General features: G+C 72.0%; 10 protein-coding genes. 6 read left to right on the top strand and 4 right to left on the bottom strand.

All coding sequences use genetic code 11. The features are described from left to right. Window positions 1-53: 53 nt before the first annotated feature. Entirely contained in the window at window positions 54-782 is a 729-nt protein-coding gene (locus ACZ63E_RS43735; protein WP_465308270.1) for an amino acid ABC transporter ATP-binding protein, read from the bottom strand. A 228-nt stretch (window positions 783-1010) separates the two neighbouring features. Here ACZ63E_RS43735 and ACZ63E_RS43730 point away from each other — a divergent pair, with 228 nt between their 5' ends. Beyond that, a complete protein-coding gene (locus ACZ63E_RS43730) occupies window positions 1011-1685 on the top strand; it encodes a response regulator transcription factor (protein WP_465342230.1) in 675 nt (224 codons plus the stop codon). 4 nt (window positions 1686-1689) lie between these two features. After that, window positions 1690-3081, top strand: a complete 1392-nt coding sequence (locus tag ACZ63E_RS43725; RefSeq protein WP_465342229.1) for a sensor histidine kinase — start codon at window positions 1690-1692, stop codon at window positions 3079-3081. On the opposite strand, the gene ACZ63E_RS43720 is transcribed toward ACZ63E_RS43725, so the two are convergent. Continuing rightward, window positions 3078-4004, bottom strand: coding sequence for a TAXI family TRAP transporter solute-binding subunit (locus tag ACZ63E_RS43720; protein ID WP_465342228.1), 927 nt, complete (start codon window positions 4002-4004; stop codon window positions 3078-3080). The genes ACZ63E_RS43725 and ACZ63E_RS43720 overlap by 4 nt on opposite strands. Window positions 4005-4085: 81 nt before the next feature. On the opposite strand from ACZ63E_RS43720, the gene ACZ63E_RS43715 reads away from it, so the two are divergent. Beyond that, window positions 4086-6830 carry a transcriptional regulator gene (locus ACZ63E_RS43715; RefSeq protein WP_465342227.1) on the top strand — a complete coding sequence of 915 codons (2745 nt, stop codon included), beginning with the start codon at window positions 4086-4088 and terminating at the stop codon, window positions 6828-6830. On the opposite strand, the gene ACZ63E_RS43710 is transcribed toward ACZ63E_RS43715, so the two are convergent. Next, window positions 6808-7491, bottom strand: coding sequence for a DUF4097 family beta strand repeat-containing protein (locus ACZ63E_RS43710; RefSeq protein ID WP_465342226.1), 684 nt, complete (start codon window positions 7489-7491; stop codon window positions 6808-6810). The two genes, ACZ63E_RS43715 and ACZ63E_RS43710, sit on opposite strands and share 23 nt — an antisense overlap. Window positions 7492-7825: 334 nt before the next feature. Here ACZ63E_RS43710 and ACZ63E_RS43705 point away from each other — a divergent pair, with 334 nt between their 5' ends. The 3 genes from ACZ63E_RS43705 to ACZ63E_RS43695 all read left to right on the top strand — a co-directional run bounded on the left by ACZ63E_RS43705 (window position 7826) and on the right by ACZ63E_RS43695 (window position 11304). Next, window positions 7826-9130: a helix-turn-helix domain-containing protein gene (locus ACZ63E_RS43705; RefSeq protein ID WP_465342225.1), complete on the top strand. Its 1305-nt coding sequence runs from the start codon at window positions 7826-7828 to the stop codon at window positions 9128-9130. A 210-nt stretch (window positions 9131-9340) separates the two neighbouring features. Next, window positions 9341-10834 (top strand): tRNA (N6-isopentenyl adenosine(37)-C2)-methylthiotransferase MiaB, encoded by a 1494-nt coding sequence (miaB, locus tag ACZ63E_RS43700; RefSeq protein WP_465342224.1) that lies wholly within the window; start codon window positions 9341-9343, stop codon window positions 10832-10834. After that, the gene (locus ACZ63E_RS43695) at window positions 10831-11304 is read left to right on the top strand and encodes an Rv2732c family membrane protein (RefSeq protein ID WP_465342223.1); all 474 of its coding nucleotides are present in this window, start codon (window positions 10831-10833) and stop codon (window positions 11302-11304) included. The genes miaB and ACZ63E_RS43695 overlap by 4 nt, the downstream gene beginning before the upstream one ends. Here ACZ63E_RS43695 and ACZ63E_RS43690 read toward each other — a convergent pair. Further along, window positions 11301-11729 carry a hypothetical protein gene (locus ACZ63E_RS43690; protein ID WP_465342222.1) on the bottom strand — a complete coding sequence of 143 codons (429 nt, stop codon included), beginning with the start codon at window positions 11727-11729 and terminating at the stop codon, window positions 11301-11303. The genes ACZ63E_RS43695 and ACZ63E_RS43690 overlap by 4 nt on opposite strands. Window positions 11730-12021 lie beyond the last annotated feature (292 nt).

Below are 12021 nucleotides of genomic sequence, written 5' to 3'. Positions count from 1 at the left end.
AATCTCTCCTGTGTGTCGTCACCCGCGACGCGAACGGCGTCGCGGAACGTTTCTCAGTGGGTCAAGATCTTGCCGAGGAAGTCCTTCGCGCGCTCGCTCTTCGGCGCGGTGAAGAACTCTTCGGGCGTCGTGTCCTCGACGATCTCGCCGTCGGCCATGAAGATCACCCGATCGGCGGCCCGGCGGGCGAAGCCCATCTCGTGCGTGACGACGAGCATCGTCATGCCGTCCTTGGCCAGGCCGGTCATGACGTCGAGGACCTCCTGGACCATCTCCGGGTCCAGGGCCGAGGTCGGCTCGTCGAACAGCATCACCTTGGGCCGCATCGCCAGCGCCCGCGCGATGGCGACGCGCTGCTGCTGGCCGCCCGAGAGCTGCGCCGGGTACTTGTCGGCCTGGTTGGCGATGCCGACGCGCTCCAGCAGCTCCATCGCGGTCTTACGGGCCTCGGCCTGCGCGGTCTTGCGGACCTTCACCGGCGCGAGCATGACGTTCTCGACGATCGTCTTGTGCGCGAACAGGTTGAACGACTGGAACACCATGCCGACGTCGGCGCGCAGGGCCGCGAGGGCCTTGCCCTCGGCGGGCAGCGGGACGCCGTCGACCGCGATCTCGCCGGAGTTGATCGGCTCGAGCCGGTTGATCGCGCGGCAGAGGGTCGACTTGCCCGACCCGGACGGGCCCAGCACCACCACGACCTGGCCGCGGGGCACCTCGAGCGTGATCTCCCTGAGCACGTGCAGGTCGCCGAAGTACTTGTTCACGGCGGCCGCCTTGATCATCGGCGCCGCCACCTCCGCGGTCATCTGGCCTCCAGGGTCGTTCGAATGCGGCGTGGGTCACCCGCGATGGCGAGAACCTACCGTTGCTTTACCGGCTCGCAAGGCGGCTTGACCAATACTTAGGGTTTCAACTGAGTATCGATGTCCGATTCGGCGGCCGCCGCGGTGAGGTCCTAGAGTTCGTCGATACCGGCCGGGGGTGAACCAGGTCACCAGGGAGGGTGCACGGTGCGGGTGCTGCTGGTGGAGGACGACGACCGGGTCGCGGGCGCGCTGATCCCGGCCCTGACCCGCCGCGGCCTGGCGATCGCGCGGCTGGCCACCGGCGCCGGCGTGCTCGACCGGGTCCACGAGGTCGACGTCATCCTGCTCGACCTCGGCCTGCCGGACATCGACGGCGTCACGCTCTGCCGCCAGATCCGCGCGGTCAGCGACGTCGCGATCATCGTCGTGTCGGCGCGCGGCGAGGTCGACGACCGGATCCAGGGCCTGCGCGCGGGCGCCGACGACTACCTCGTCAAGCCTTATGACGTCGAGGAGCTGCTCGCGCGGGTCGAAGCGGTCCGCCGCCGCCGCGGCGAGCACCCCACGGCCGAGCCGGTGGTGATCCGGGCGGGCGACGTCAGCGTCGACCTCTCCCGGCACGAGGTGCTCGTCGACGGCCAGGCGGTCGCGTTGTCCCGCAAGGAGTTCCAGGTGCTCGCGCTGGTCGCGGGCGCGCGCGGCGCGGTGTGCTCGCGCGAGCACGTGCTCACCGAGGTGTGGGGCCACCGCGGCCCGGCGGAGAGCCGCTCGCTGGACGTTCACGTCGCGACGCTGCGGACGAAGCTGGGCCGCCCGGCGCTGATCGAGACGGTCCGCGGGGTCGGCTACCGGCTCGGCGGCCAGGCCGCCCGGAGCTGACGGCGTGCGCGTCCGCCTGCAGGGCATCGTGCTGACGCTGGTCGCGTTGCTCGTGTTCGGCCTCGGCATCCCGCTGGCCATCTCGATCGCGGCCGGCGCGCAGCAGGACCTGTTCCTCGACCGGCTGACCGACACCGCCCGGTTCGCGTCGCTGGCGCAGCGGCCGCTGCTGGACAACAAGCCGTGGCTGCTCGAACCCGACCTGACCCGCTACACCGAGGTCTACGGCGTCGAGGTGATCGTCGTCGACCAGGACGGCAAGCCGGTCACCGGCTCCGCGGGCGCGGACGCCGTCGACCTCAAGGCGGAGCGGTTCAGCGACCCGGTCCACGAGGCGCTGGCCGGCCGCCGGTCGCAGCCCGCCGGCGTGCTGATGCCGTGGGACGCGACGCCGCTGGTGCTGGCCGAGCCGGTGCTCGCCGACGGCGAGGTGCGCGGGGCCGTGCTGAGCGTGTCGGACACCGGCACCGAACGCGCCGACGTGCTGTGGTGGTGGCTGCTGCTCGCCGCGGGCGGGATCCTCGCGTTCGTGCTGGCGCTGGCCGTGGCCATCCCGGTGGTCCGGTGGATCCTGCGGCCGGTGCACCGGCTCGACGACGCGACCGGCGCCCTCGTGGCGTCCGTGGTCAGCGGGCGGGAGGCCGAGCCGGTGGGGGAGAGCGGCGGGCCGCCGGAGCTGCGGCAGCTGGGGCGCTCCTTCGACCGGATGGCCGAGAGCGTGTCCGGCGCGCTGGCCGCGCAGCGCGCGTTCGTCGCCGACGCCTCCCACCAGCTGCGCAACCCGCTGACCGCGTTGAAGATCCGGCTCGGCAACCTCGACGGCCACGTCGTGGACGAGCAGTCCGCCGCCGACCTCGACGCCGCGCGCGTCGACGCCGGGAGGCTGCACCAGATCCTCGACGGCCTGCTCTCGATGGCCCGCGCCGAGGCGTCCGGCGGCGAGCTGGACCCGGTGGTGCTGGACGAGGCCGTCGCCGAGCGCGTCGCCGACTGGACGGTGGTCGGCGAAGCCCGTGACGTGCGGCTGGTCGTCGACACCGCCGGCGACGGCGCCCGCGTCCGGATGCCGCCGCGCGGGGCCGAGACGATCCTGGACGCGCTGCTCGACAACGCGCTGAAGTTCACCGCGGCCGGCACCGAGATCCGGATCGCCGTCGAGCACGAAGCGGAGAAGGTGCGGCTGTCGGTCCGCGACCACGGCCCCGGCCTGCCGCCCGACGAGCTCGACCGCGCGCTCGACCGCTTCTGGCGCAGCCCGGCCCACCAGAACGTGCCCGGTTCGGGGCTGGGCCTGGCGATCGTCAGCGAGCTGACCGCGCATTCGGACGGCGAGCTGGCGCTCGACCTGCCCGAGGGCGGCGGCCTGCGGATCACGATGACCTTCCCGGCCGCCTAGGTCTTCTGCCCGCGGTAGTAGCGCAGCGCGCCCGGGTGCAGCGGGATCGGCTGGGTCTCGATGCCGGGGTGCACGTCGATCGACAGTGCCGCCGGGTTGGCCGCGGCGAGCTGCTGGCGGGCGTCGAACAGGCCGCGGACCAGCGCCTCGGCGACGTCGTCGGACATCGACTTCGGCACCACCAGGACGTTCGGCACCAGCAGCGTGGTCACCGGGCCGGCCTGGTTGTAGGTGCTGGCCGGGATGGACGCGGTGCCGTACACCTGGTTGAGCTCCTGCATCTTCGGCATCACGTCGGCGATGTCGAGCAGGCGCAGCGACTTCGAGTCGTTGTAGTCGGCCAGGAACGGCGTCGGCAGGCCCCCGGACCAGAAGAACGCGTCGACGTCGCCGTTCAGCAGCGCCCGGACGGAGTCGGGAAGGCCGCGCGTCGACGTCGTGACCGATCCCTGGAGCCCGGTGACCCGCAGCAGCCGGTCGGCGATGTACTCGACACCCGAGGACGGCGAGCCGATCGCGATCCGCTTGCCCTTCAGCTGCTCGACGGTCCGGATGGGGGAGTCGGTCCGCACGACGATGTGCAGGTAGTCGTCGTGGATCCGGGCCAGCGCGGCCAGCCGCGGATCGGTCTTGTACCGGTCGGAGGCGACGTCGGCGGCGACGAAGGCGACTTCGGCCGCCCCGGCCAGCACCTTGTCGACGTTGTCGGGCGAGCCCTGGGTCTGCAGCACCTGCGGCCGCCCGATGTCCAGGCCCGCCTGCCAGGTGGTGGCCAGCGTCTGCGCGAGCTTGTCGTAGACCCCGCCGGGGTTGCCCGCGGCGATCCGCAGCCGGAGGTCGCCGAAGCCGGCGGTGCAGGCGGAGAGGACCAGCAGCAGGGCGGCCGCCAGCACGAGTCCACGGGTCCGCCGGGTCCTGACCATCGCCTGATCGTGCCAGATCCCCGCGCCGATCGGGGCCGAAGCCGGGTCGGCCACCGGCTGTCGCCGCTAGGATCCCGCTCCGTGACCGCGCCGCCCGCATCGCCGACCGACGTCCGCACCGAGTCCGGCGAGGAGGACGCACTGCTCGGCGAGCTGCGCAAGAAGCTTCCGCAGTTGGCCGAGCAAGCGCTCGACGACCCCAAGGCCGAACGCCTGGAGCGGGTGCCCGAGCCGGACCGCGAGACGGTGCGCGAAGACGTTCTCAAGCTCGTGGTGGCCGGCGGCGACTTCGTGCTCCAGGAGACCAACCCGCAGATCACCGGGCTTCGCGAAGCTCAGGAAAAGCTCGCCGGGTTCGACGCGCCGCGGCCGCGCGCGACCCGGTTGCCGAACCCGGACGACCGGGCCGGGCACGCCCTGCTCGGGTTCGTCCTCTGGCTGGGCATGCTCTTCCCGCTGCTGTTCTGGCAGCTCGGCCGGCTGCCCGTGACCAGGAGCGGCTGGGCCGGGATCCTCCTGGCGCTCTTCGTGACTTCGGCCCTCTCCCTGGTGCTGACTCGCCGGCTGGTCGCCCGGCTCGGCACCCGGTTCGGCGGCAAGCCGGCGCTCGGTGGTGGTCCGTGGCCGCTCGTCACCGCCTTCGCCACGACGTACCTGCTGGTGCTGTGGCGCAATTGGTCGTCGGCTCGGGAGGCGATGGGGACGTTCCTGGCCGTCGTGGTGTGGGTGGTCGCGGGGTGCGTCGCCTTCATCTTCGCCTTGGGCTCCTACCTGACGGCCATGGACGCCGCCAAGGAAGAGGAACCGGGCCTGAGGCTGCCGCGGGTCGCCGGGCACCGCGCGCTGATCGGCGCCCTCCTGGCGGCGGGCGTGGCGTTCACGGTCATGACCGTCCCCCTGCCGCTGCCCGAGTGGGCGGTGTTCGTCCTCGCGGACGTGCTCGCGGTGCTCGTCCTGCTCCTGACCGGGCCCGTTCTGGTCAGTCCCGGCGCGCTGCTGCCGGCGTCGATGTCCGGCGATCCCGAACGCCGGGGCAGTTCGGGGTGGACGCAGCGGCAGGCGGAGCTGCGGAAAAGCGTTGCCGCGGCCGAAGCCGAGTGGGAAGCCGCCGCGCGGGCGACGGTCGAGCAGCAGGTCACGCTGCACGTCAACGAGCTGGTGCAGCCGTCGTTCAGCACCACGCTCGGCGCCCTCGACCCCCGGGCGCTCGGGCAGATGCGCGCCGGCGACCGGGTGGTGACGTCGCTGGCGTCGGCAGACCGGCTGATGGCGCTGATGGCGGGGATCGGCGGCGGCGCCGTCGGGATGGCCGGGCCGCGCGGAGCGGGCAAGACCACCCTGCTCGAGGCCTACCGGGCGGGTCGGCTCAGCCCCGCCGGCCGCGCGCACATCGCCCTCCTCGAAAGCGTCCCGGTCCGGTACGACGCGCGCGAATTCGTTCTGCACCTCTACGCCCGCACCTGCGCGGCGGTGATCGAGTTCTGCAAGAAGCGGCGCGACAACGCGGACCCGCGGCCCGGCCGGTGGGCCGAGCGCCGGGCCCGCTGGCGGCGGCTGTGGCCGTTCGCCGCAGTGGTCGTCGTGGCGGTGGCCGCCGGGGTCCTCGGTTCGCTCGCGACGCGCGGCGCGCGGTTCGACCCGGCCACCTGGTTCGCGGCGATCTGGTGGCCGCTGGTCTGCCTGCTCGGCGCGGCCGGCCTGCTCGCCGTCGCCGCGCGGCGGCGTCCGGCGGTGGTGCCCACCCGGGTCGAGCCGGCGCCCGTGGTGCCACCGGGAGACCTGCAAGCCCTGCGTGCCCGCGCCGAGTGGGCGATCGGCGACATCGAATTCCAGCAGAAGCACACCTCGGGCTGGTCCGGGAAGGCCGGCGTGCCGGCGGGCGCCGACATCGGCGTGACCAGGACGCACGAGGTGACCCGGCAGCCGCGGAGCTACCCGCAGATCGTGCACGGCTTCGGCGAGTTCCTCCGCGCCACGATCCGGGCGGTCGCCCCGCTCGAGGGCATCGCGACGCCGTCGGTGGTGATCATCCTCGACGAGCTGGACAAGATCGTCGCCCCGGACGCGGCCCAGGACTTCGTCAACGAGGTCAAGGCGCTGTTCAACCTCGACGTGCCGGGTTTCCTGTTCCTCGTCTCGGTTTCGGAGGACGCGCTGGCCGCGTTCGAGCGGCGCGGGCTGCCGGTGCGCGACGCCTTCGACAGCGCCTTCGACGTCATCTTCCGCGTGGAGTACCTGAAGCTCGACGATGCTCGGCAGGTGCTGTCCCGGCGGGTCCTGGGCCTGCCCGACCCGTTCGTCTGCCTGTGCCACTGCCTGTCCGGCGGGCTGCCGCGCGAGCTGATCCGCGTCGCCCGCCAGGTGATCTCCGGCGGCGGCGCGCTGGCCGGCGTCGCCCGCCGCGTGGTCGCCGAGGACCTCGCGGACAAACGCGCCGGCCTGCGCACGATCGTCGCCCGCGGCGGCTACGACGACGTCCTGGTCGGCGACCTGGTCCGGCACGTCGACGCGCACGCCGCCGCCGACCCGGCCGCGCTGGTCGAAGCGGCGGCCACCCCACCCGTCGAAGGCGAGGACGAACCCCTCCGGCGGCTCCAGGTCGAGACGCTCGGGTACCTCTACTACCTGGGCACCGTCTTGGAGGTGTTCGGCCCCGCGCTCGACGAGGCGGACATCGAGCGCGGCGGGGTGGCCGGCGACGGGTCGTTCGACGCGCTGGCGTCGGCGCGCCAGCTGTTCCCGGTCAACGCCCGGCTCGCCTGGCTGACGATCAGCGCGTTCCGGACGGTGTGGGACCTGCGGGTCATCCCGCCGCCCGAGCGGTGAGGCTGCGCGCCTCGATGTCGCCGCGCGCGGTGGTGGCGTGGATGCGCAGCTCGGCGGCGCCGGTGCGGGTCAGGCTGTTGCTGATCCGGCCGTAGGAGGTGCCGGCGTCCAGCGAGGCGGACACCCCGGCGGCGGCGCCGACGGAGATGTCCCCGGACTGCGAGCTCAGCTCCACGGTGCCCGGCCCGGCCTCGCTGACGCGGATGTCGCCCCGGGCGGTGCTGATCCGGGCGGACCCGCCCAGCCGGCCGACCTCGACGTCCCCGTCGGTGGCGGTGAGCTGGACACTCGCGGCCTGCTCCAGCTTGATCCAGCGGTAGGCGCCGTCGAAGACGACGTCCCCCAGCGGGCCGGTGCCGTCGAGCTCGGCGCTGCCGGCCTTGGCCTCGACCCGCGAGCCGGCGGGCAGTTCGACGGTGACGTCGAGGGCCCCGGACGGACCGAAGTACTGGTGCTTGGCCTCCGGAGCCTCGATCCGCAGGACACCGTCGGCAAAGCTGACGCTGGTCTGCTCGGCGGCCTTGACATCCCGGCTCTTCCCGGCATCGGCGGGCCGAACGTCGACGCTGGTGTCGTCCCGCTCACCGGCGACGAGCCGCACGCGCCCGGCGGGGATGGTGAGGAAGGCGGTGATCGGGGCGGGGGTGGCGAAGTTCTGCATCGTGTTCTCCTGTGGTTTCCGGCCCCCTCGGTGGGGGCTGTGAGGACCACATTCGCCGGGCCCGCTGACACCGGGCGGCCACGCTCCTGACACGACTGCTGACAGGGGGCGGACGAGCAACAGAAGAGCCTCCCGTCAGGACACCAGCAGGGCGGCGGCTTCCTGTTCGGAGGAAGGGAAATCCGACCGGCACCCGGCTTGACGGAACGGCCGGCGATTCGACTCTTTCGGGAGTTTCCGGCGAAGATCCGGACTACGTCCGGTTCGTTGCTTTCGCCGTGCGCCGGTGCTGTACTTCCCGCAGGGGTGAACCTCGTGGAACGGGGAGGCGGACATGGTGGGGTCGTTCGGCGAAAATGTGCGGAAGCTGCGCCAGAGCCGCGGGTTTTCGCTCGAGAATCTGGCCCTCAAGATCAACTACAGCAGGAGCTACCTGAGCAAGATCGAAAACGGCTTGAGTGCGCCGACAGCAGACATCGCGAAGCGGTGTGACAGCGTGCTCGAGACCGGAGACACCCTCGCCGCGATGGTCGCGCCCGCGAAGCCGGAGGTGCCGGAACCCCGATCCGAAGCCCGAACGGGGGAAGAAGACGGCGACGGCGAAGTGTGGGTGCTGGTGATGGATCCCGACGGGGTGTCCGGCTTCCACCGCCTCCCGCGCCGGCAGATCCTGACCGGACTCGGTATCGCGGTGGGGCACGCGCTGACCGGTGACGCCCGGTCGGTGGCCGATCCCATGACGATCGCGGGCTTGCAGGCCGCGTCCGACCAGTACCGCAGGCTCGGCACCACGAGCCGCCCGGGCATCGTGCTTCCGCAGGTCGTCGCCCACGTGCACACGGCGCGTTCCCTCGCGAGCGGCGCGGTGGCGCCGGAAGTGCGCGACGAGTTGCGCGTCCACGCTTCGCGGGCTGCGGAGTACGCGGGCTGGATGAGCCAAGAGGCCGGCGACGACCGGGCCGCCGCGTGGTGGACTGCGACGGCCGTCGACTTCGCGGCGTCCGGCGGAGATCGCCACCTGGGCAGCTACGCACTGGTGCGGCAGGCGGAACTGGCCTTGTACCGACAGGATCCCCTCACCATGGTCGAACTGGCCGTGCGTGCGCAGGCCGATCCGTCGGCGGGGCACCGGATCCTCGGACTCGCCGCCCGGTGCGAAGCACAGGGTCACGCATTGGCTGGTGCCCCCGACGACTGCCTGCGCGCGCTGGAACGCGCCAGGGCGCTGTTGACCGAAGGCACGCCCACGGTGTCGCGACCGGTGCTCGGTTCCGCCAGCGTCGTCGACGAAGTCGCATTGGCCGAAGGCTGGTCGCTCTACGATCTCGGTCGTCCTGCCGACGCCGCGGAGATCCTCGACCGGGAGTTGCCCAGGGTCGCCGCGCACGCGCGGAGAGCCCGTGCGCGGTTCGGGGCACGTCGCGTGCTGGCGCACGCCGGCAGCGGCGAAATCGAGCACGCTTGCTCGCTCACCCGCGGGGTACTCGCCGACGCGGCGCACGTGGATTCCGCCACTGTGCGGATCGACCTCCGCCAGCTCTCGCGGATACTGGCCCGGTGGCACAACCACCCGGCGGCGCGTGAACTGCTGCCCGAGCTGGGCTCCGCGTTGACGGTCGCGAGGGTCCCGGACGCCTAGGTGTTCTGGCCACGGTGGTCGGATACGAGGGCGATCTCCGGCCGGATGATCTTGGTGAAAGGGCGCCTCGGGTTCCGTCTGGATGGCGACATCTGCACCGGCGATCAGGAGGCCCGGTCGAGGACGGAGCCGAGTTGCCACCCGCCGCCGGGTGCCCGGACCGGGAGGGACGCGGAGCCGCTGGTGGGCGCGGGGCTACCCTGAAGAGCGATGACCGAGACACAGGCACCCAGGGCGTACCAGATCCGCACCTTCGGTTGCCAGATGAACGTGCACGACTCCGAGCGCCTCGCCGGGCAGCTCGAAGCGGCCGGGTACGTGCCCGCCGTCGAGGGCGGGAAGCCCGACCTCATCGTGTTCAACACCTGCGCCGTGCGGGAGAACGCGGACAACAAGCTCTACGGCACCCTCGGGCACCTGCGGCCGGACAAGGTCGCGAACCCCGGGATGCAGATCGCCGTCGGGGGGTGTCTGGCGCAGAAGGACCGCGGGGACATCGTCAAGCGCGCTCCCTGGGTGGACGTCGTCTTCGGGACGCACAACATCGGGTCGCTGCCGGCGCTGCTGGAGCGTGCGCGGCACAACTCCGAGGCCGAGGTCGAGATCCTCGAGTCGCTCGAGACCTTCCCCTCGACGTTGCCCGCGCGCCGCGAGTCGTCCTATGCGAGCTGGGTGTCCGTTTCGGTCGGGTGCAACAACACCTGCACCTTCTGCATCGTGCCCGCCCTGCGCGGCAAGGAGCGCGACCGGCGGCCGGGCGAGATCCTCGCCGAGGTCGAAGCGCTCGTCGCCGAGGGCGTGCTCGAAGTCACGCTGCTCGGCCAGAACGTGAACTCCTACGGCGTCGAGTTCGGCGACCGGCTGGCGTTCGGGAAGCTGCTGCGCGCCACCGGCGGCGTCGACGGCCTCGAGCGCGTGCGCTTCACCTCGCCGCACCCGGCCGCCTTCACCTCCGACGTCATCGACGCCATGGCCGCGACCCCGAACGTCTGCCACCAGCTGCACATGCCGCTGCAGTCCGGGTCCGACCGGATCCTGCGCGAGATGAAGCGGTCGTACCGCTCCGCGCGCTTCCTGAAGATCCTCGACGAGGTCCGCGCGGCGATGCCGGACGCGGCGATCACCACCGACATCATCGTCGGCTTCCCCGGCGAGACCGAGGAGGACTTCCAGGCGACCCTCGACGTCGTCGAGCAGGCCCGCTTCGCCAGCGCGTTCACCTTCCAGTACTCGATCCGCCCCGGCACGCCGGCCGCGACGATGCCGGACCAGGTGCCCAAGGCGGTCGTGCAGGAGCGCTACGACCGGCTGGCCGAGCTGCAGAACACGATCTCCTGGGAAGAGAACAAGAAGATCGTCGGACGCCGGGTGGAGCTGCTCGTCGCCGCGGGCGAGGGCCGCAAGGACGCCGAGACGCACCGGATGAGCGGCCGTGCCCGCGACGGCCGTCTGGTGCACTTCACGCCGGCCGGCCCGCTGGTCGACCGCGCGGTGCGTCCCGGCGACGTCGTCGAGACGGTCGTGACGTACGGCGCGCCGCACCACCTGGTGGCCGACGGCGACCTGCTGTCGCACCGGCGGACGCGGGCCGGCGACAACGCGGAGGCCGGCCTGCGGCCGAAGACGAGCGGCGTCACGCTGGGACTGCCGGGCTTCGGTGCCCCGGCCGCCCAGCCCGAACCGGTGAGTGGGTGTGCGCTGTGACCGAGCCCCAGGGCAACGGTGACCTGGCCGAGCTGGCCGCCGAAATCGACGAGGTGGGCCACCAGGCGTCGCGCACGGTGGAGCTGGGCCGGCGCGGGTTCACCATCGCCGTGTTCTCGTTCGTGCTGCTGATCTGCCTGCTCCTGCCGTGGGTCGGCGAGCACGCGGGCTGGCAGGTGCTGGCCGGCGAAGGCGGCGGCATCCCGCAGCTGTTCGCGGCGACGTCGACCGGTGTCGGCATCCTCGCCTCGGCGCTGGCCCTGGTGACGCGGCGCTGGTGGCTGGCCTGGGTCTGCGCCGCCGGCGGCTGGTTCGCCTCGGTGGACGGGCTGCTCGCGATCTGGTCGCAGCAGTCGTCGCACGCCAGCGGCGCCGCGGGCGGGGGACCGGGGTACGGCCTGATCATCGCCTGGATCGCGATGATCTGCCTCGCGGTGTCGTGGATGCGGACCGCGTTCTCGCGGGACTAGATCACGACGATCCCGATCAGGCCCGAGACGACACCGACGTAGAGCTCGGTTTCCGGGTGGAAGACCCGGAGCGTGACGTTCGCCCGGACCTTGAAGCTCACGCTGAACTTGAACACGCCGTTCGGCTTGCAGGTGCCGGTGGTCAGGTCGACCCAGACCCCGGCCTTGAGCTGCTGGACGACCACCGGCTCACCACCGGAGACGCTCTCCTGCCCGCCCAGGTCGGCGAACGAGCCCTTGATCTTCGTCTCTTCGCCGACCTTGACGCGGTTCTTCTCGGCCTTGGCTTCGAGCTTGGCCTTGTGCTTCTTCCCGTCGACGACGCCCGGAGCCGGCCCGGCGGCCGCCAGCGCGACGGCGGGAGCGGCGAGCGCGACGGTGCAGGCGATGACCAGCGCGGACACGAGGTTCGATGGCTTGCTCATGATCGAAGTGCAGCACCGGAGGCGCGGGAAAGCGCCGGAAGCCACCTGGCCGTGCAGCGCGTCACACCGCTTCGGGTGACGCGTTAACCGTCCGCTTGCCCGACAGGTGGCGACCGCGCGTCACTCGTTGTGAATGACACTCTCCTGTCGTCGGACGAGATGAATGAGCAAGGCCGGGCAGTTAAGGCTGTGGGTGCGATGTCAACCCGGTGACATAAGGCAACGGAGCTTCCGCTAGAACATCGTCGACCAAGATCAACGTTCGGCGGGAGCTCCGTTGTCCGCGCAGTCT

The organism is Amycolatopsis sp. NPDC104819 (genome assembly GCF_055583145.1).
The sequence above is the reverse complement of the archived record's forward strand: the minus strand, read 5'-3'. Positions and strand labels throughout refer to the sequence as shown.